Origin of the sequence: Novosphingobium aquae (genome assembly GCF_037572715.1) — a bacterium.
Classification (GTDB): domain Bacteria; phylum Pseudomonadota; class Alphaproteobacteria; order Sphingomonadales; family Sphingomonadaceae; genus Novosphingobium; species Novosphingobium aquae.
The window spans coordinates 136,943-155,615 of sequence record NZ_JBBHJY010000010.1 but is presented as its reverse complement, the minus strand read 5'-3'; the positions used below and the strand labels follow the sequence as shown (position 1 = coordinate 155,615).

The window sequence follows — 18,673 nt, the reverse complement described above, 5'->3', positions numbered from 1 at the left end:
CTTGCGGACTAATAAATCACTTCCGCATCTTCCAGCGCGCAGCGTTCATTCCGCCCGATCCCGAGCAGTTCGCCGTAAACGTAATCCTCATCCTCACCGAGCTGTGGCGTTCCGCGATGGATGCCCACTTCCGGCCCCTTCGACAAGCGCATCGGGACGCCGACTGCGGCGCGGGTGCTGCCGCCCGGCTCGTTCACCTCGACAATCGCCCGGCGCGCGCGGAGGTGCGGATCGGCAGCGATTTCGGGCGTGGTCCAGCTGGCATGGGCAGCGATGCCAGCGGCCTGCAGGATCGCCGCCGCCTCGTTTGCATCGCGGGTGCAGGTCCAAGCGGTGATCGCTTCGTCCGACAGGCCGCCGACGATGTCCTCAAGCTTTGTCAGTTCGGCATCGCTGCGCACGGCTATCGAGAGCCAGCGCTCCTCGCCCATGCAAGCGAAGACCCCGTGCGGTCCGAGCCCTTCGGCTGCGTTGCCCATGCGCCGGGGCTCGCCCCCAGCAGCACTGAGCAGCAACGCCTCGCCGCAGAGCATCGAGGCAACCTCTCGGGCGGCGACGTCGACATGAGCGCCTTCCCCTGTCGCACGGCGGCGGTGGAGCGCGGCCATCAGCGCAACGGCAGCGTGCATTCCGCAGGTGTGGTCCATCACGTGGCGCATCTCGACCGGCGGGCCGTCGGCAAACCCGGTGAGGTCGGACAAGCCGCCCCATGCGCCAAACAGCGGGGCATAGCCGGCGAAGTGCGAATCCGGCCCGTCCTGTCCGCAGGAGGATACCGAAAGCAGCACAATATCGGGCTTTACCGCCTTTAGCGCCTCGTACCCCAGCCCCAGCCGCGCCAGCACGCCGGCGCGAAAACTCTCCGCCGCGACATCCGACACTGCGACGAGCCGCTTGGCCAGGGCCACGCCTTCCGGCTTCTTCAGATTGATCCTTACCGACAGCTTGGTCGCGGAGACCTGATCGAAGGTAGCCGGCCCCTCGCGGCCATAGACCGGGTGCGGCTTGCGGAAGGCATCGGGGCGCATGGCGCTTTCGATCTTGATAATCTCCGCGCCAAGCTGGCTGAGCAGGTGCGTGGCAAAAGGCCCGGCGTTGTGCACGGTGAAATCGGCCACGCGGATTGCGGCGAGGGGTTTCACGCTGGCGGCCCTCCGGCCAGCACCAGCGGCGCGCCGTCAAAGTGATAAGGCGAAACGATCACCGGCAGCTCGCCTGCGTCCGGCACGGCGACCGTCTGGAACAGCCCGCGATGCGCCTCATGGGCATCGGCAAGTACTTCGTCAGGCGTGTAATAGCGCGCCAATGGCACCGACAGCTTCTGCCCCGCCGCGACGACTTCATCGACGCGGCGCTCAAGAAACCACGCCCGGATATGGCGGTTGATTTCCGCCCCCCGTCGGCTGCGCCCGGCGCTGTCCGCCAAGTCCGGGTCCTGCGCCCATTCGGGATTGCCGAGCAGTTCGACCAGCCCCGTCCACTGGCGCTGCTCGAGCGTCAGCAATTCGACGAAGCCATCCGCGCATTCTATCACCCCGCCAAAGCGGAAGCTGCGTTCGTAGCGGTCTTCGACCTGCCCGTCGCCCAGCCGCTGTATGGCGAATGCGCCAACCGCAAGGCCCGCATCCTGACACGAAATATCGACAAATTGCCCGCCCAGCTCCGGCCGCGCCCAAAGCGCCGAGAGCGCGCCCAGCGCAGCCGCCGTGCCGCCCTGCATCTCGGTGAAGTGGCCGTAGATCTTGACCGGCGGGCGGCCGGGAAACAGCTCGGTGGTGAGGCCGTTGGGCAGGAGATAGCCTTCGCCCGAGGCGTGGAGGACGTTGATCTCCTCGCCCTTCCAACCGGCCTTTGCGCCGAAGGCTCCGTAGGGCAGGACCGACACGTGGATAAGGTCCGCGTGCTGGCTGGCGATCGTTTGCTCGTCGAGGCCCAGCGCTGCGCGGTCTGCCACCGGCGTGTCATCGATGAAGATGTCGCTTCGGGCGAGCAAAGCGCCGAATTTTGCGCGGCCATCTGGTGAGGCGAGGTCGTGCGTCTCGGCGCTCATCCCGGCGCAAAGCGAAGCGAAGGCCGCAGAAATTTGCGTGCCGGGCAGGAAAGGCGCTTCACGCCGCAAGGGTGAACCCTCCCCCCCTTCCGCCAGCACGCAGGCAGCCCCCAAGGTCGCCAGCTGCCGCGCGGCATAGGCCGCCGCCACGCCGGACGCGTGGACGACGACCTTGATGCCTGCGAGGGGAGCGAGGGACATGCCTTCGGCTCCGCTTCGGCTCAGCGCACCACCGGCAGTTCAAGGTCGCAATTGCGGCCATCGAAGAACACGTTGTGCTGCGGATTGAGGCTGGGCAGCAGGACCGTGGCCAGGCCCGGCGTGGTCAGTTCGCCGCGCTGGTTTTCGCCCCGGATCTCGATATCGACCAGCGCGTTGCCGTCCTTGATGTACTTGCGCGTCACCTTGCCGCGGGCCCAGGTGCAATCGCCCATGATGTTGAAGCCGCGCATCTGGGTACGGACGCGTTTGAGGAAGCCGGCATCGCCCATCCAGTTGGTGACCAGGCTGGCCATCCACGACGAGCGCTGCGGGCCGTAATCGTAGACTCCGGGAACGCCCACTTCCTTGGCGGTCGATTCGCGGTGGTGGCCGATGCCGGTATATTCGATGCCGCCGCCCGCTTCCGGATTGCGGAAGAAGTGGCCGGGGTGCTTGACCGCGTTTTTGAAGATCACCCCGTGGGTGTGGCCGCGCCCCGATGCGACGAGGAAGCCCATGGTGTCCATCAGGCTGAGCGGACCGCGCACGATTTCGGGCAGTTCCTCGCCTTCCTGCACTTCGTCCCAATAGCGAACGTTGGTGCCGCGCATGTTCTTTTCTTCCATCAGGATCGCGTTGTCGATCTTGGCGAAATCCTCGGCCGAATATTCGTGGGTCTTGATGTCGTCATACTTGCCGGCATCGCGCGCCGCCTTGCGTTCGTGGCGGGTGCAGGTGCCAAGCGCCTTGGCAACGACATCACCGAACTGGTTGGCGAAGGTTGCTTCAACATACTGCATGACCAGCGTGCCCGAGAACTTCGATTCCTTGACGTCGATGCCAACCACGCGCTCGATTGCCGTGATGCGGTCGCCAGGGCGGACGTGGCGGAAGAATTCCCAGTCATTGCCGGCATAGAAGCCGTGAACGCCCGGCAGGCCCCAGCGGGTGCGGCCGATCCAGCCGAAGGCCATCGGGAAGTTCGGGTGGGCCACGATCGAGCCATAGCGCGACAGGCGGCCATGCTCTTCATCGCGGTAGAGTGGATTGAGATCGCCAATGCCGTTGCACCAGTTGCGCATCGTGTCCGCCGTGGCGTCCTGCAGATAGGGGCCTTCGGGGCGCAGCTGCATGCCGATCATGTTTTCAGCCGCCTTGATCGCCTCCGGGGTAATCTTGCCCTCTGCCGGCGCGCCGCCGACATCGTTGTCACTGGTGCTCATGTGATGGGTTCCTTGTTCTGTTGAATAATGGATAATGCATTATCCTGACGCGGGTCAAGCCGCGTGGGCGATGGCGGGTCGCGTGAACGTTGCGGCCGCCTTGCGTCTGCGTTGCAGTGGCGTTGCAAATGAGGGCCCTATTTCGCCCTTGGCTTCTTGGGTTTCGGCATCGGCAATTCATCTGCCGACAGGCGGATCAGTTCCGCCAGCCAATCGGCATCTTCCAGACCATCCGCCGAAATCAGAAAGCTGGGCTTCGCGCCCGGATAGGGCGGAGCCTCCTCGGGCGTGCCAATGAAAACCCGGCCCGCGTTGGTTGGCTTGACGAACAACTGGTCATCACAGATCAAGGCGACGATCTTGCCATCGCAATAGACGCCATATTCGCCGAACATGGGACGAGCGGAAACCGATCCTGCAGCGGCCATCTGTTCAACGATAAAAGCGACCGTGCCTGCCTGTGTGGACATGTGTTTTCCTGTCAGCTGGACCAGAGTAATTCGCGGCTGTTCACGATCGAAGCATAGCGAGCGAGGCAGGCAATCGCGTGCATGTGCTCATCCGCCGTCACGCCCGCGCAGCAGTCCTCAAGGATCACCACTTCGTAGTCCCGGTCGTGAGCTTCGCGCGCGCCCGAGTGGACGACGCCGTTGGTTGAAACTCCGCACATGACAATGCGCTGGATGCCATTGGCGCGCAGGATCGCTTCTAGCGAGGTGGCGTAGAACGGGCTGACCCGGTGCTTGACCACGTCGAAGTCCTGAGACTGCGGCGCGAGTGCGGGATGGACCTCAGTCCCCCAGGTGCCAAGCTGGAAAATGCCGTTGGTCCGAGCGCCGGAGAAGATCGGCGAGGCGGGCGGACATTCGCGGTAATCGGCGGAAAACCCGACACGAACAAAGCCCACCTGCGCGCCGGCAGCCCGGGCACAGGCGATGGCGGTGGCGGTGTTTTCCAGCACGCCGCGCTGCTTCACCTGCACAGCGTATGTGGCCTTGCTGAAGCCGTCTTCGGCGACAAGATCGTTCATCATGTCCATGACGAGGAACAGGGTCTTTTTCATTTTCCCACCTTTGACACGTCGGCTTTCAGCGAATCCCTGAGTTCGACAAACCCCGCCTCGATATGCTGGCGCGTGGCGAGCATGGCGGCGGCGGTATCGCCGGCGATGATCGCGGCCAGCATGTCGTCATGTTCCTGCGCGGCGCGGCTGACCCGGCCGGACAGGCGGTTGATCAGGTCAAAGGGATAGCGCGCCCACAGAATCTGCACGAAATGCAGGGTCTGGGGCATGGCGGCCACTTCGAACAGGCGGTGGTGGAAGCGGTAATTGGCGGCGCGCGCGGTCTCGTTGTCACCCGCGTCAAAAGCGGCGGCGAATTCCTCGGCCATGACTTTCAGTTCGGCAATGTCGGCGCCCTTCGCCCGCTCCACCGCGCCCTTTACCAGCTGCGTTTCCAGCAGGATGCGAAGGCTCAGAACCTCGCTCGACGCCTCGATATCGAAGGGTGCGACAACCGCGCCCTTGAAGCTGTCGCCAGCGACATAGCCTTCGGCCTCAAGCAGCTTCAGCGCCTCGCGCACCGGGGTGATCGAGGTGTTGAGCAGGGTCGCGATTTCCTGCTGCTTGAGCCGTGCACCGCGCGCAAAACGACCGGAAATAATCCCTTCGCGCAGGAAATCGGCGACCTGTTCTTCCTTGGTCTTGAACTGCATCGCGTGCTTGCTCCTTGCGCGCCGTCAGGCCCGGTTGCTGCGCATTCCGGGGATGACCTTAATGTCGTCGCACTGCAAGAAATGGCGATATTCGGCGCTTTCCACGCCGTAGAGCGCCACTTTGCCATCCTTGTCAAAGTGCAGGCCCCAGCCGTGTTGCTTGACCAGCGGCGATGCCCGCAGGCAGGCCTTGGACTTGGCGAGAAAGGACTCGCGTGCCGCGCCTTTCGCAGCGCCACCGATCCCGCTGCGCTGGCAATGAACGTCGAACAGCAACTCGTCGCTCGTGCGGGCATAGGGGTGCTGCGACAGCAGGACATATTGCAGCCCCGCGATCGTCTCGGGCTTTGCCGGCGGCACACCTTGGGCGGCCGTGGAGTCAGGCGAAGCGGTGATGAATGTCGAGAAATAGTCCGTCGTCATCGTCCCTCAATTCTTGTCGCGCACCGGTGCCCAGGCGAAGTCGCCTTCGTGATGGCCGCGCGCCGCGCCCGAGGCAAGCAGGGCTTCGGCTTCGGCAGCAGAATAGCCGAGTTCGGCGAGCAACGCCTGGGTATGTTCGCCCAGTTCTGGCGGCGGCAGGCCGGGTTCGACCGGTCCGGGAATGCCGGCGAATTCAGGGACTTCAAAGTGCAGACCGCGGAAGCCGACTTCGCGCAGCTTGCCGGGTTCGCGCGCCTGCGGAACTTCAAGCACGCGTTCGAGCGGCATCACCTCGTTATGGCCCAGCCCGGCAGCCTTGAGCCGCGCTTCGGCCTCGGCGAAAGTCAGCTTTGACACCGAAAGGCGCACCGCTTCCTCGACCACGTCGCGCGCCTTCTTGCGGTCGCGCAGCCTGGCGAATTCGGGGGCGCCGTCCTCGGGCATGTCGAGCGCCCGGGTCAGCTTGGCCCAGTGCGCGTCGGTGAGCACCAGAAGGTAGAGCCAGCGCCCATCACTCGTCAGGTAGGAGCCATAACCGGGCATCGAAAACTCGCCGCCGCCTTCTTTCTCCAGCCGGCCGAGCAGCTGCGTCTTGAGCTGCATTCCCGCAAGATCGCGCGCGGCGAGGTGGAGGCCGGTTTCGTAGAGCCCGATCTCGATGCGGCGGGCCTCCTCGCTGACATGGGGATCCATCATGGCGGCAAGCACGCGGATAACCGCATAGGTGCCGGCGAACTGGTCATGGTAGCTCGGTCCGAAGCGTGTCGGACGGCCATCGACGCGGTGATCGTCCATCGCCCCGGTCGCCGCTTCGGCAATGGGGTTGGTCATCAGGTCATCTGCTTGCGGACCGTGGGTGTAGCCCTTGATGTGGACGTGGACGATGCCGGGGTTTACCGCCATGCAATCGTCCGCTGTGACCGCCAGCTTGCGTGCGGCGGACGGCGCGAGGTTGTGGATCACGACATCGGCGCTGGCGACCAGCTTGCGGAACACCTGCTTGCCGCCCTCGGTCGTCAGGTCGAGGCAGATCGCCTGCTTGGAATGGCTGTAGGCAACGATCGTCCCGCTCGGCCCGCCGCGCACAAGCGCACGCGTGGTATCCCCGCTCGGCGGCTCGACCTTGATCACCTCGGCGCCAAGCTGGCTGAGGATGTGCGTGGCAAACGGCGCCGCGATCATGGTGCCAAGCTCAATGACACGTTTTCCGCTGAGAGGCTTGTAGGTCATGTGTCGATCTTAGTGATAATGCATTATCTGCTCAAGCATTCTTATAAAGTGAAGTTCTCGAAAAGCATGGCGTGGTGTTGGCCGCCTGACCTGCACCCGGGATCCTGGACCGTTTGGAGCTGGAAGATTCCAGTTATGATTGGAGGGCCAGGATACGGAGTGTGTGATGAAGAGATCGAAGTTCAGCGAGGCGCAGATAGCCTTCGTGCTCAAGCAGGTCGACGATGGAACGTCGGTGGGCGAGGTGTGCCGCAAGGCAGGGATCAGCGAGGCCACGTTCTACAACTGGCGCAAGAAATACGCCGACTTGATGCCGTCGGAGATGCGGCGGCTGCGCCAGCTTGAAGACGAGAACGCGAAGCTCAAACGACTGGTGGCAGACCTCGGCCTGGACAAGGCGATGTTGCAGGATGTCGTCTCGCGGAGCCGAAGGCGGCCAAGCGAAGCGCGGCCAACGCTCTAAGGCCTGATCGGCGGCGGCAACTGGTCGATGACGTACGCAGCACATGGCAGGTCCCCATACGCAGGGCTTGCAGCGTGCTTTGGTCGGAACGATCCAGCTACCACCACCGTGGCAAGGGCACCGATCAGGCCGACCTCAAACAACGGATCAAGGAGATCGCGGAGACACGGGTTCGGTACGGCTATCGCGGTATCCATGTTCTGCGTCGACGCGAAGGCTGGGAAATCAACAGCAAGCGGATTTACCCGCTTTACAAGGAGATGGGCCATGGGCTGCGCAAGAAAGCGCCCAAGCGGCGGGTGAAGGCGAAGCTGAGGGAAGGCCGCTGTGCATCTTCGGTCCTTCGTCACTACGACGAAGGCCTAAAGCTCATTAAATCACAACCTCAAAGATGTGCCATTGGTGCTGACGGGGAACACCTCATTCAATCCGGCGGTCTCTGTTTCCGAGTTTTCACAATATGATAAAAGTATCACCATTAATGAAGCATATGACGGGATACTACGAAATACAGCTCATAATTAGGCCACTTTCGACGCGATAATTTCACCATATGACATAATTTCCGAAGCGTACTTGATCTAATCCCTGCCCCATGTTCGCTGTCGCCCAGCGTGGATTGCGACGCTCAAGAACAGCTATTGGGGAGATATGGGATGGCCACTTCGAAGGCTTATTCAAGCGTCGTCCGGCGCAAGGCGCTGAATTCAACAATTCTCGGCACTGCGCTGCTATTGACCTCCCAAGTTGCAATCGCCGACGAGGCTGATGCAAACGGCGCGGAGGAGCAGGATAAGACCATCGTCGTGACCGGAACGCTGATCCGTGGCGTCGCGCCGACGGGTTCAAACGTCATTGGCGTTTCGGCCGAAGACGTGCAGCTGACTGGCGCTGCCACGACAAACCAATTGCTGCAGACCATACCGCAAATGGGCGCGTTCGGCGCCCTTCAGTTCCCCACCGGATTCGGCAACAGCGTGACGATCAATCGCCCGAACTTGCGCAATCTACCAGGCGTCAACACGGCAGGCGGGTCTTCAACGCTGGTTTTGATGGACGGCCACCGCATGGTCGGCATGGGGATCACCTCGGCCTCTCCCGACCCCGATGTTATTCCCTCCAGCGCCATCGAGCGCCTTGAAGTCGTTCCCGATGGAGGCTCTGCCGTCTATGGCTCCGATGCCGTTGCCGGTGTGCTCAATTTCACGACCCGCAAGAAATTCGACGGCATTCAGCTTGGCGGCAAAGTCGGATTTGCCGACAGTTACACGCAATACACCGCCGATGGCATCGTGGGCAAAGATTGGGGGTCGGGTGGCATTTACCTGTCCTACTCTTTCGTCAAGAACGACAATATCCGAGGTATCGATCGCGATTTTGTGCAGTCATTCCCGATCGCGGCCAACGGCCTGCTGCCTCTCAACTGCAATCCCGGCAATATCCAGATTACGGTGTCGGGAGTTACCACCAATTATGGCTTGCCCAGCCGCGCCGCCACGCCAACCACCTGTGACATCAGTGACGCGGCGGTGTTTTATCCCAGCCAGGAGCGGCATTCGCTGCTGGCCGGATTCACACAGGATCTGAGCGACGCTCTGACCGTGGACATCAAGGCATTCTTCACAAATCGCAACACTGGCGTCGGGCTGGGTGAGTTCCATCCGGGATCGACCACCCGCACAACGGCGAGTCCTTTCTTTGCCGCCAACAGGATTGGCGCAGAAACTTCGCACGCCGTGACCTATTCGTTCGGCGGCACCACAGCGACCGACCAGCGCATCAAACTGAACACATGGGGCTTCACGCCGACCTTCACTTACAAGCTTGGCGAAAACTGGCAGCTCAAGCTGCTTGGCAGCTACAGCGAAAGCGACACCGAGAGCCACACTGGCCATTTCAACAACACGGCGCTGACCAATGCGATCAATGCCGGGCTGTTCAACCCCTATGCTCCGAATTCGAGCGATCCGGCAGCAGTGGCAATCATCCGGAATTTCGAAACCTTCGGCAAGACCCGGCAGACTCTGAGCAATGTTCGCGCGGTTCTGGATGGCGAACTGTTCAAGCTGCCTGGCGGCGGCGTGAAACTGGCTGTCGGGGGCGAATGGTATCATGAAGGATTCAACGCGCAGTTCGGCGATGTCGTGCCCGGCGCGCAGAACGGCGGTGCAGCGGCGCAGCTGATCGGAGCTACGACAATTGCTCCCGCAGTCGCGGGCCTTCCCATCTATAATCTCGGACGCAACGTGAAGTCTGCGTTTGGCGAAATGGTTGTGCCGATCTTCGGTGCAGACAACGCGATGGGCGGATTCCAGGAATTGCGGCTTTCGGTCGCCGGTCGTTACGATGATTACGGCGGCCAGATCGGCGATACCTTCAACCCGAAAATCGGCCTCACCTGGAAGCCCATCGATGCGCTGACCCTGCGCGGCAACTGGGGCAAATCGTTCAATGCTCCCAGCCTCGCCGACGCACCCCAAGTAGGCGGCATCACCTTTATCTCGCGCACCACAGCGCAGTTTGGCCCCACGGCGGCGCAGGTTTCCAGCGGCGCCTATCCGGCTGTCCCGGCAGGTGCGGTAACCTACCTCCAGCGGGGCAATGCGCCAGGCATCCAGCCGCAAAAGGCCAAGACGTGGTCCTTCGGCGCAGACCTGGCACCCGCAGACGGGATCAAGCTGAGCGCGACCTATTACAACATCCGCATCGATGGCCTGATCGATCTGCCGAACACCACGCCATCGATCGCTTTTGCAGACTATCCGCACGTCATCACGCTCAACCCGTCGTTGGCGTTCCTTGACGCATTCGTTGCTTCGTCGACGACATTCAATGGCGCTCCCTGCCATCGTAGCGCGACACCTTGCACGGTCTATGCATTCGTTGACCTTGCCAAGAACAACCAAGGCAATTTCAAACTTCAGGGCATCGATTTCAGCGCAAACGTCCGGCGCGAACTCGGCTTCGGAACTTTGCTATTCGATGTGAATGCAAACTATGAAATCAGCCGCGAGCAGAGCACGTCGCCGGCTCGTCCGTTCACCAGTCAGCACAATCAGGCGACTGCGCTGCCCGGCGTATCGCAGCTCCGGGCGCGGACCTCGCTGGGGCTTGAAACCGGAGGGCTGCTTGCGCAGTTGAGCTGGAATCACACTGCTGGCTATGATCTCAAGCCGGCTGCGCCGTCGTTCGTCCCGCAAACGAGCGTGGAAAGCTTCAACGTGTTCAACCTGTTCTTCCGCTATGAAACGCAGGGTGAGGGCCTATTTAAGGACCTCAGCTTCACGCTGAACGTCGACAACGTCTTCGACACGGATCCCCCGGTGTGGCGCCTGTTTGACGCCAGCCGTTTTGCGCAGGAAGGCTACAATAACGGCAATACGATCGGGCGCTTCGTCCAGGTCGGCGTATCGAAGAAGTTTTAGCTTCAGTTTGGCAATTAGGCGCGGCGCATGGATGAGGGACTTGCGCCGCGTCGCCGGCTGATGGCGGCGATTTGTGTCTCGGCAGGGTCGATACTTTATACCCTAGATGCGAATATCCCCAATGTTGCCTTGCCAACGATTGCGGGTGCGCTTGGGATTGCACGCGGCGAAGCGGTGCTGCTGGTCTCCTCATACAACCTGATCCTGGCCATGGCTCTATTGCCTCTGGCAGCGGCTGGCGACCGCCTTGGCCACCGCCGGATATTTGTCGCCGGGTTCTCGATTTATATGCTGGCGGCCATTGGATCGCTCTTTGCAAATGGCCTGCCCTTCCTGATCGGAATCCGCGTGGTTCAGGCGCTGGCCGCCTCAGCGCTGCTCAGCGTGTCGCTGGCAATGGTGCGGTTCATCTATCCCGCGCAGATGCTCGGCCGAGGGATGGGTCTCAACACCATGATGGCGTCGCTCGGTGCCGCACTGGCGCCGGGCATCTGTGGGCTGCTGCTAAGCCATTTCGATTGGCGGGCGATCTTTGCAGCGGGCCTGCCTTTGGCTGTGGCTGGACTGGCCTTCGCCCGCGCCTTGCCTGATCCTGAAGTGTCAGCGGCGCCGTTCGACAAGAAAGGGGCCATGCTCTGCGCGGCAACGTTGGGCACGTTGATCGTTGGCTTACAGGGAATGGGCACCGGCATGCCGCACACCGTCGCGCTTGGCCTGCTGGCAGCCGGGTTGTTGCTAGGCGCAATATTCGTGCGGTTTGAAACCCGGCTTGCCCGTCCGGTCCTGCCGATTGACCTGCTCAAGGATCCGGCATTAGCGCTGTCGGTCGGCGGCGCGCTTCTCGCAGTGCTCGCCTCGACCCTCGCGTTGCTCTACCTGCCGTTCGAGCTGCATGAAGCCGGGATGAGCCCTGCGGCCGTTGGTGCTGCGCTGACCCCCTACGCATTTGCCGTGATCATCATAGCCCCAAGCTCCGGCATGCTGTCCGATCGATTCTCCCCGCAGTGGCTTGGATTGTGGGGGTTGATGCTCGCGCTCGCCGGACTTGTTGCCCTTGCGTTCATTCCAGACCACCCGCAAGTCATGGACGTGGCCTGGCGCGTTGCCTTGTGCGGGGCTGGGTTCAGCCTGTTCTTCTCGCCCAATGGCCGGCTGATGATTTCTTCGGTGCCGCGCTCGCGCACTGCTGGTGCGAGCAGCTTGCTCGCAACGACCCGGATGTTCGGTCAGGCTCTTGGCTCTGCGCTGCTGGGCTCGATGGTGGCGGCTCAGTTGGGCGCAGCGCCGATGCTGATCGCCTGTGCGCTGGGCGGGCTCGCCTTGCTGGCCACTGCGATCCGCCTGGCCTTGCCGCCGCCCTCTGCGGAACTGCGTCAGCCAGTGTGATGTGCGAGCTTTAATAAGGTTGCACCGGGGTCTGAGGCATTGCGGGTGCCTGCTGCGAGCCCATAGGTTGCCTGCATGTCTTCCTCGACGCGCAAGGTCAGCGATGTATCGCGAACGCAGGTCCGTCGGCGAATCTTCCATGCGCCGTCAACGCGAACAAGCTCGTCGACGAAGCGGCCTGCAAGCTGGTTCAGACGACTGACGCCATCCTCGTCTGGTTTCAGCCGCATCAGGCCGAGGAAGAAGGTTTCGGATACGGCTTTGTCGCCGTTCACCTTGATCAATGACTGGCCAAGGATATGCGAAACGGCGTCAGTTCGCAGGCGGACGAGGTCGGTCATCTGACGGGCATATTCCGGGCCGGCTGCCCGGACGAGGCCATGGTCGTCGAAGCTGTCAGCGCCGGAATAGCAGTCTGTCATCAGGATTTCGTCGGCCCTGTCGCAGGCATGGCAATAGGTTGCGAGCACTTGCCGGATTTCATGATGATCGAGCATTTCCTGGAGGCGCAGGTCCATGGCGTCAGCTCCGCACAAACTGGAGCACGCGCCGCGCGAGCAGCGGCCAGTCGCTGAACAGGCCCTTGCCGTCGCGCATGCGCTCAGCAAAAATGTCGATGTCCCAAGGCGGATCGATCAGCCGGGAATTGGGCAGGAGCGCCTCTACCTGCTCGCAGACCCATGCCGGGTGGTATAGGTCGCGGGGGCTGCCGCGCAGGACCTCGATCGGCATGGTCATGGCAGCGAAATCGGCGTGCGACAGGCCGCCGACCGGACTGTCGGGCGAGGGGATGTAGCCGCTGGCCCAGCGTTCCATCGTAGCGATGAACTCAGCCGGATCGAACTGTGCAAGGATCTCGTGGTTGCGCGGGTTCCTCCGCACCTGTTCGGCCCAGATCGGCATCGCCGCGACTGTTTCCATGCCCTTGAGGCTGGCCTCTTCTGCGGGCTCGCAGCAGTAGTAGGACCCCAGCCGCATCATCGAGACAAGGCCGCCACTGATCCAGCAGAGCATCATCCGCGAAACTGCTTCGGGATCTTCGTTGGCGGCGAACAGCGAGATACGAGCACCGGCCGAGCCGCCGACCAGTGCTGTCGGTCCGAGCCCCAGGGAGCGGATCAGGCGCACGAGGAACCGCGCCTGCATGCGCGATTCGCTCGGTCCGCCGAAATGCAGGTCGGATGCGCCGCAATTGGGGCGATCCCAGATCAGCACCCGCAGGCCGTCAGCGGCAAGCGCCTGCGCCAGTTGCGGGACTCCGGTGACGTCCTTCGAATAGCGCCCGCCAGGGGTCAAGGCGACAGCTGGTGCGCCTTCGGGGCCAAGCAGGTCATATTCGATCCCCACTCCGTCGATCTCGATCCGTGCCATTACTTGCCTCCCCTCAAGCCGCTCGGGCCTGGCCTCTGGCGCTGATCGCGGCTGCGATCGTTCCGGCAATCTGCCGCGCTTCGGCCGGGTCGAAGGACTCGGCCACTGCGGAGACGCTTATCGCCAACTGCAGCAGGCCCTGTCGCGGAACGATTGCCACACCGATTCCTGAAAGCCCTGACGCCACGGTTCCGCTGCTGATGGCAAACCCCGATGCGCGTGCCTGGGTCACGCGTTTCAGCAATTGCTCGCTGTCCGCACGTCCCCCGGGGAACAAGGCGCGGCGCTTGACCTGGTCTTCGATCAGGGGGCGGCTTTCCTCGTCGTCGAGCGTGGCAAGGATCGCCATGCTGCCCGCGCCGATTCCCAAAGGCAGCCGTTGGCCGACGTCCATTGGCATGGCCCGGATCATGGCAGCTCCCTGCACGCACAGCAGACAGACGGCATCATCGCCCGAACGCGCCATGAGGTAAGTGGTGAGCCGGGTGCGCTGGGCAATCTGCTCCACAACCGGACGCCAATAGTCCTGCACCTGCGAGCGCCCCTGCGTTGCGAGGCCGAGCTCGAAGGCGAGAAGTCCGAGATGGTAAGTCCGATTGCCTTCCTCGAAGTAGAGCATGCGCTCCTCGACCAGGGAGCGCAGGATGCGAAAGGCCGTCGACTGGTTGAGGTCAGTCGCCTTGGCCACCTTATTCAGCGTCGCGCCATGGCGTTGGAACTGGGCCACCGCGCGAATGACGTCCATCGCGCGCCGGATTGCCTGCGCCCCGCCAACCGCCTTCGCGCCTTCTTCCAATCCTTGTTTCACGAAGAAACTCCAATAGTTGCCATATTGTGAAACTCTTCGATGGTATGTGTTGACCGTTAATACCGTCTAATGTCCATCTGTCACTAGCAAATGCGAATCTACGTGTTTCAGAATGTGAGAGTCGTTTGGGAATGGATTTTGGTTGGTCAGAGCAGCAGGATGCCTTGCGCGGCAAAGTAGTAGAGTTCCTGCGCGATCACCTGCCTGATGGCTGGCAGGACATTGCCGCGCTAAGCCCCGGCTCGCAGGAAGTGACCGATTTCTCGCGCGAGTTCTGTCCGAAGCTGGCCGAAGCGGGACTGCTCGCTTCGCACTGGCCGCCCGAGTTTGGTGGCCGCGATGCGCCGGCCTGGGATCACTTCATCATCGGCGAAGTGATGTGGGAGGCCGGTGAGCCGCGCGGGCCGCAATATTACAACGTCAACTGGATCGGTCCGACCATCCTGCATTACGGCAACGAAGAGCAGAAGGCGCAGCACCTTTGCCGAATGATGCAGGGTGACGTGATCTGGTGCCAGGGCTTCTCGGAACCCTCGGGCGGGTCCGACCTTGCCGCCATGCGCACCCGCGCCGAGCGCGATGGCGATCGCTACCGGATCAATGGCCAGAAGATCTGGACCTCCTATGCGCGCCTTGCCGAGTTCTGTTTCCTCCTGGCCCGCACAGGAGCCGGAAAGCGGGACATATCGGTATTCCTGATTCCGATGGACCGGCCCGGCATAACCGTCCGCCCGATCGAAAGCGTAGTTGGCGACGGCGACCTTCACGAAGTCTTCTTCGACGATGTCGAGGCGCTGGAAAGCGAGCGTCTCGGGCCAGAGGGCAAGGGCTGGGATGTGGTTCGCTATTCGCTCAATTTCGAGCGGGTCGGCATTCCCCGCTATGCGCTCGCGCTGCGCACGCTCCATGCGGCGGTGGCCGATCTGGAAGCGAGCGGTTCGTTCACCGAAACCGCGCGGCTGGCAGCGGCCCTCGCCATGTCTTCATGCGAGGCCGCACGGATGCTGGTCTATGAAGCGGTCGATCAGCGCAGCAAGTCAGCGCCCGGAACCGGCATCGCCTCGATGGCGCGTTATGCTGTCGTGCTCGCCGAGCGGCAGGTCGCGGATTTCGTGCTCGACTGGACGCCGCACCTGTTCGTCTCGGAAACGAACCCCATGGTGGCAACGCACCACAAACGCGCCATCGCTGCCGGCCTCGCTGCGGGAGCAGCGGAAATTCAACTCAACCTTGTCGCGCGCGACATGCTCGGCCTCGGGACCTGAACGATGGATTTCGATTTTTCCGAAGACCAGCAAATGCTGATGACTGCTTTCGAGGGGCTGCTCGCCCCCTGGACGCAGGCACCGCAAGGGCTGCACGGCTACACGGTTTACAGCGCCGAACTGCAGGCGGAGATTGCCGCTGCCGGTTTCATGGAGATCGCAGCGCAGCCGGGCTTCAGCCTGCTTGATGCGGCGCTGCTCGTCGAAGCGGGTGCGGCTTGTCCGGTCAGTGTCGAACTGGCCTCATCCATGATGATTGCGCCGCTTCTGGCGAACGCGGAAGGACCGCTCGCCGTGGCCAGCGCGCTCGGCCAGCCAGTGCGCTACCTGCCGGTCTCACAGTCGGTCTGCCTGTTCCACGATGGCGATGTCTGGCAGGCTCCCGTAGCGAGCGCGCAGATCGAGGTGCTCGACAGCGTGGCCGCTTACCCCTTGGGAAGGCTCGCCAGGGTCCCCAATGCTGCGAGCAAGTTGAGCAGTGACCTGGCAGGCACGATCCGCCGCCGCGCGCTGATCGGCATTGCCGCCGAAGCCGCCGGACTGATGCGCGGCGCGATCGATTGCACGGTCGCCTATGTCCGCGAACGCCAGCAATTCGGCCAGCCGCTCGGCCACTTCCAGGCGATTCAGCACCGGCTTGCGGAATCGGCACAGCTTGCCCGCGCCTCCCGCTGGCTCGCCTTCCGCGCGGCCGATAGCGAGAGAGAGAGCGACGCGGCGACAGCTTGCCTTTACGCGCAGGAATCGATGCGCAAGGTCATTACCGATTGCCACCAGTTCACCGGGGCAATGGGGCTGACGCTGGAATGGCCGCTGCACTTGTGGACCTATCGCATGAAGGTCCTGCAGGGCGAGTTCGGCGGCAAGGGTGCGCAGGCCCGGCGGCTGGCGCAGTCTGCCTGGCCCGAGACTGCCACAGAGGCAGCCGCGCTTCCCGAAATGGCGATGTGAGAGGAAAAAGACGATGGCGCGTGAGATGATTTCGCAGGGCAACGGGACTTTCGAGTTCACCCCCCAGCATCACCATAACAACGATGTGAAGACGCGCTTTGTCGATGCGCTGTTCCGGGGTGACTGGGACACGATGGCCACGCTAGTCCATCCCGATTTCGAACTGCGCGAACCCGATGCCTTGTCCTACGGCGGCATTTACAAGGGTATCGAAGGCTTCAAGCGCTGCTGGGATCTGATCCCGCAGGCCGGACTTCACACCGAATACCTCAACACGCTGCGCTGCTTCTTTACCGAAGACCCGAACTCGATCGTGGTCGAGCTCGATACGCGCGGCACCGTCACTTCGACGGGTGAGAAGTTCGCCAGCAAGGTAATGGAACAGTTCGATTTCACCGACGGGCTGATCAGCGCAATCGTGCTCTACTGGTTCAATATTCCGCGTTTCTGAATCGATTTGCAGGCTGCGACCGGCAAGGTCTGCAGCAATAATGGAGAGGTGCCCATGAGTGCCATCAAGGTAAGGCCGCTGGCAGACGATCTGCCCTTTGGAGCGCGCATCACCGGCGTGACCCAGGCGAATTCGACCGACGGGGACGTGCGGGCCGAGATCAACGCCGTGTTCGAAGATCGCGGCATGATCGTGTTCGAGGACATGGAACCGAGCAACGCCATGCAGGTGGCACTGAGCAAGGTGTTCGGCGAGCTTGAAGGCCATGCGCTCAGCGACGTTCCCATGGCCGACGACCATGTCCCAGGCATGACCGACTTCGACTACCAGGACGTGTTCGAGGTCGATGGCAAGGAAGTTTCAGGCTGGATCCCCTGGCACATCGACGCCTGCTACGCCGAGAAGCTCAATCGCGGCGGCATCCTGCGCGCGATCACCATTTCGCCCGAAGGCGGGATGACCGGGTTTGCCGATGGCATCCAGCTATACAAGGCGATCGACCCGGCGCTGCGCGACCGCTTCGAAGACCTGAACATCGTCTACCACTCGTTCCTGATGTTCCATAACCTCAAGTTCGGGCGCCCGAAGAGCTACAACGGCATCAAGGTGCGCCAGATGATCACCGACATGGTTGAGGCGACACGCAATGTGCCTCGCTCGGTCCATCCGGCGATCTGGACCCGCGCCACCGGCGAAAAGGTGCTCCATGTCTCGCCGTGGCAGGCTGCCGGTATCGAAGGGATGGAAACACCCGAGGGGGACGCCCTGCTCGAAGAGTTGATCGCCGAAATGAACGCCAAGATGGCCACCTATTTCCACACCTGGCGGCCGACCGACATGGTCATCTGGGACAATTGGCGCTTCATGCACAGCGCCAGCGGCAACCCGCCGCAATATCCGCGCCGTATGCAGCGCACGACGATCAAGGGCGACTACGGTCTGGGTCGGCTCGAGATTCCGGGTTCGGTTGCGCCAATCGGCGTGGACGTCTGATTTCAGTGAAGGAACAGAAAATGAAGAAAGTCCTCTGGGGAGCGTTCGCGGTGCCGCTTGCACTGTTTTCAGCGGGCGCGGCGCAGGCTTCTCCCTGCCGCGTTACCGACTTCACTGACAAGCCGCTGTCTGCGCTGAGCGAAGTTCAGCGCCTGGCAATCGTCACGGAGATGACGCGCACCGAGTATGACCGGATCAAGGCGGCCCCCGCCGGGTCACCTGGATATTACAAGCTGGTTGCCGACAGCGCTGACATCAGTGCCGCACGCAAGGCCGCAAACGACCGGCTCGCGACGATGAAGCTGGATCATGTCGACGACTACCGGGTGACATGGGGCAGCGATTTCCTCACCGACGAACAGCTGCGCAAATATGCCAACTGCATCACCCAGCGCCAGCCCGGCCTCGTCGCGCTTGGCAGGTTCGAGGACCCGTCGACCTTCAACCTGACCTATTCGCACATCACTCCGATTGGCATCGAGAAGATCAGGACCCAGCTGATTGCCTCTTACAATATCGCCAATGCCAAGGAACTCGAGGCTTCGTTTGCCGAGCTTGGACCCAAGGACAATTACGCTGCGCGGACGTTCTCGCTGAAACTCGAGGACCCGACCAAGCGCGCAGTTCTTGTGCTGCGCGCCGGCTGGGAATCGCCTCGCTTCGTCTTCGTTCCCACACCCGCGATGTCGGAAGCGCTCAAGTAGGCGCACCCGGGGT

Annotated in this window: 18 protein-coding genes and 1 pseudogene; 8 read left to right on the top strand and 11 right to left on the bottom strand. The window is 62.4% G+C overall.

Features of this window, described 5'->3' with window-relative positions:
* Positions 1–8: 8 nt before the first annotated feature.
* The 8 genes from WG900_RS17780 to WG900_RS17745 form a co-directional block, all read right to left on the bottom strand.
* The gene (locus tag WG900_RS17780) at positions 9–1,142 is read right to left on the bottom strand and encodes a CaiB/BaiF CoA transferase family protein (RefSeq protein ID WP_339969304.1); all 1,134 of its coding nucleotides are present in this window, start codon (positions 1,140–1,142) and stop codon (positions 9–11) included.
* Entirely contained in the window at positions 1,139–2,251 is a 1,113-nt protein-coding gene (locus WG900_RS17775; protein WP_339969302.1) for a CoA transferase, read from the bottom strand. Before WG900_RS17775 ends, WG900_RS17780 begins: the two co-directional genes overlap by 4 nt.
* A gap of 20 nt (positions 2,252–2,271) precedes the next feature.
* Complete coding sequence (locus WG900_RS17770; RefSeq protein WP_339969300.1) at positions 2,272–3,474, bottom strand: FAS1-like dehydratase domain-containing protein; 1,203 nt, start codon at positions 3,472–3,474, stop codon at positions 2,272–2,274.
* Between the two features lie 137 nt (positions 3,475–3,611).
* Positions 3,612–3,944 (bottom strand): TfoX/Sxy family protein, encoded by a 333-nt coding sequence (locus WG900_RS17765; protein ID WP_339969298.1) that lies wholly within the window; start codon positions 3,942–3,944, stop codon positions 3,612–3,614.
* An 11-nt stretch (positions 3,945–3,955) separates the two neighbouring features.
* Entirely contained in the window at positions 3,956–4,537 is a 582-nt protein-coding gene (locus tag WG900_RS17760) for a cysteine hydrolase family protein (protein WP_339969297.1), read from the bottom strand.
* Positions 4,534–5,190, bottom strand: coding sequence for a GntR family transcriptional regulator (locus tag WG900_RS17755; RefSeq protein ID WP_310534124.1), 657 nt, complete (start codon positions 5,188–5,190; stop codon positions 4,534–4,536). Before WG900_RS17755 ends, WG900_RS17760 begins: the two co-directional genes overlap by 4 nt.
* 24 nt (positions 5,191–5,214) lie before the next feature.
* Positions 5,215–5,613, bottom strand: coding sequence for a DUF6157 family protein (locus WG900_RS17750; RefSeq protein WP_339969294.1), 399 nt, complete (start codon positions 5,611–5,613; stop codon positions 5,215–5,217).
* Positions 5,614–5,619: 6 nt separating this feature from the next.
* Complete coding sequence (locus WG900_RS17745) at positions 5,620–6,843, bottom strand: CaiB/BaiF CoA transferase family protein (protein WP_339969292.1); 1,224 nt, start codon at positions 6,841–6,843, stop codon at positions 5,620–5,622.
* 166 nt (positions 6,844–7,009) lie between these two features.
* On the opposite strand from WG900_RS17745, the pseudogene WG900_RS17740 reads away from it, so the two are divergent.
* From WG900_RS17740 to WG900_RS17730, 3 genes and pseudogenes are all read left to right on the top strand, one after another.
* Positions 7,010–7,632 (top strand): annotated as a pseudogene (locus tag WG900_RS17740) (transposase); the annotation flags it as partial.
* A 330-nt stretch (positions 7,633–7,962) separates the two neighbouring features.
* Positions 7,963–10,731 (top strand): TonB-dependent receptor domain-containing protein, encoded by a 2,769-nt coding sequence (locus tag WG900_RS17735; protein WP_339969290.1) that lies wholly within the window; start codon positions 7,963–7,965, stop codon positions 10,729–10,731.
* A gap of 27 nt (positions 10,732–10,758) precedes the next feature.
* Positions 10,759–12,117, top strand: a complete 1,359-nt coding sequence (locus tag WG900_RS17730; protein WP_339969288.1) for an MFS transporter — start codon at positions 10,759–10,761, stop codon at positions 12,115–12,117.
* Here the strand turns inward: WG900_RS17730 and WG900_RS17725 are convergent.
* The 3 genes from WG900_RS17725 to WG900_RS17715 are packed head-to-tail and all read right to left on the bottom strand — an operon-like array spanning position 12,105 to position 14,296.
* Positions 12,105–12,635: a nuclear transport factor 2 family protein gene (locus tag WG900_RS17725; protein ID WP_339969286.1), complete on the bottom strand. Its 531-nt coding sequence runs from the start codon at positions 12,633–12,635 to the stop codon at positions 12,105–12,107. The two genes, WG900_RS17730 and WG900_RS17725, sit on opposite strands and share 13 nt — an antisense overlap.
* A gap of 4 nt (positions 12,636–12,639) precedes the next feature.
* Positions 12,640–13,488, bottom strand: coding sequence for an alpha/beta fold hydrolase (locus WG900_RS17720; RefSeq protein ID WP_339969284.1), 849 nt, complete (start codon positions 13,486–13,488; stop codon positions 12,640–12,642).
* A gap of 13 nt (positions 13,489–13,501) precedes the next feature.
* Positions 13,502–14,296: an IclR family transcriptional regulator gene (locus tag WG900_RS17715; RefSeq protein WP_339969282.1), complete on the bottom strand. Its 795-nt coding sequence runs from the start codon at positions 14,294–14,296 to the stop codon at positions 13,502–13,504.
* A 131-nt stretch (positions 14,297–14,427) separates the two neighbouring features.
* Here WG900_RS17715 and WG900_RS17710 point away from each other — a divergent pair, with 131 nt between their 5' ends.
* The 5 genes from WG900_RS17710 to WG900_RS17690 are packed head-to-tail and all read left to right on the top strand — an operon-like array spanning position 14,428 to position 18,660.
* The gene (locus tag WG900_RS17710) at positions 14,428–15,561 is read left to right on the top strand and encodes an acyl-CoA dehydrogenase family protein (protein ID WP_339969280.1); all 1,134 of its coding nucleotides are present in this window, start codon (positions 14,428–14,430) and stop codon (positions 15,559–15,561) included.
* Between the two features lie 3 nt (positions 15,562–15,564).
* The gene (locus tag WG900_RS17705) at positions 15,565–16,512 is read left to right on the top strand and encodes an acyl-CoA dehydrogenase family protein (protein WP_339969278.1); all 948 of its coding nucleotides are present in this window, start codon (positions 15,565–15,567) and stop codon (positions 16,510–16,512) included.
* A gap of 13 nt (positions 16,513–16,525) precedes the next feature.
* Complete coding sequence (locus tag WG900_RS17700; RefSeq protein ID WP_339969276.1) at positions 16,526–16,963, top strand: nuclear transport factor 2 family protein; 438 nt, start codon at positions 16,526–16,528, stop codon at positions 16,961–16,963.
* A gap of 54 nt (positions 16,964–17,017) precedes the next feature.
* Positions 17,018–17,956: a TauD/TfdA dioxygenase family protein gene (locus WG900_RS17695; protein WP_339969274.1), complete on the top strand. Its 939-nt coding sequence runs from the start codon at positions 17,018–17,020 to the stop codon at positions 17,954–17,956.
* Positions 17,957–17,976: 20 nt separating this feature from the next.
* Positions 17,977–18,660: a hypothetical protein gene (locus WG900_RS17690; RefSeq protein WP_339969269.1), complete on the top strand. Its 684-nt coding sequence runs from the start codon at positions 17,977–17,979 to the stop codon at positions 18,658–18,660.
* Positions 18,661–18,673: the final 13 nt, after the last annotated feature.

What these genes read in the sequence shown, in the direction of transcription:
- WG900_RS17775 (WP_339969302.1), bottom strand. Translation starts at nt 2,251, where the DNA reads ATGTCCCTCGCTCCCCTCGCAGGCATCAAGGTCGTCGTCCACGCGTCC.
- WG900_RS17770 (WP_339969300.1), bottom strand. Translation starts at nt 3,474, where the DNA reads ATGAGCACCAGTGACAACGATGTCGGCGGCGCGCCGGCAGAGGGCAAG.
- WG900_RS17765 (WP_339969298.1), bottom strand. Translation starts at nt 3,944, where the DNA reads ATGTCCACACAGGCAGGCACGGTCGCTTTTATCGTTGAACAGATGGCC.
- WG900_RS17760 (WP_339969297.1), bottom strand. Translation starts at nt 4,537, where the DNA reads ATGAAAAAGACCCTGTTCCTCGTCATGGACATGATGAACGATCTTGTC.
- WG900_RS17755 (WP_310534124.1), bottom strand. Translation starts at nt 5,190, where the DNA reads ATGCAGTTCAAGACCAAGGAAGAACAGGTCGCCGATTTCCTGCGCGAA.
- WG900_RS17750 (WP_339969294.1), bottom strand. Translation starts at nt 5,613, where the DNA reads ATGACGACGGACTATTTCTCGACATTCATCACCGCTTCGCCTGACTCC.
- WG900_RS17745 (WP_339969292.1), bottom strand. Translation starts at nt 6,843, where the DNA reads ATGACCTACAAGCCTCTCAGCGGAAAACGTGTCATTGAGCTTGGCACC.
- WG900_RS17735 (WP_339969290.1), top strand. Translation starts at nt 7,963, where the DNA reads ATGGCCACTTCGAAGGCTTATTCAAGCGTCGTCCGGCGCAAGGCGCTG.
- WG900_RS17730 (WP_339969288.1), top strand. Translation starts at nt 10,759, where the DNA reads ATGGATGAGGGACTTGCGCCGCGTCGCCGGCTGATGGCGGCGATTTGT.
- WG900_RS17725 (WP_339969286.1), bottom strand. Translation starts at nt 12,635, where the DNA reads ATGGACCTGCGCCTCCAGGAAATGCTCGATCATCATGAAATCCGGCAA.
- WG900_RS17720 (WP_339969284.1), bottom strand. Translation starts at nt 13,488, where the DNA reads ATGGCACGGATCGAGATCGACGGAGTGGGGATCGAATATGACCTGCTT.
- WG900_RS17710 (WP_339969280.1), top strand. Translation starts at nt 14,428, where the DNA reads ATGGATTTTGGTTGGTCAGAGCAGCAGGATGCCTTGCGCGGCAAAGTA.
- WG900_RS17705 (WP_339969278.1), top strand. Translation starts at nt 15,565, where the DNA reads ATGGATTTCGATTTTTCCGAAGACCAGCAAATGCTGATGACTGCTTTC.
- WG900_RS17700 (WP_339969276.1), top strand. Translation starts at nt 16,526, where the DNA reads ATGGCGCGTGAGATGATTTCGCAGGGCAACGGGACTTTCGAGTTCACC.
- WG900_RS17695 (WP_339969274.1), top strand. Translation starts at nt 17,018, where the DNA reads ATGAGTGCCATCAAGGTAAGGCCGCTGGCAGACGATCTGCCCTTTGGA.
- WG900_RS17690 (WP_339969269.1), top strand. Translation starts at nt 17,977, where the DNA reads ATGAAGAAAGTCCTCTGGGGAGCGTTCGCGGTGCCGCTTGCACTGTTT.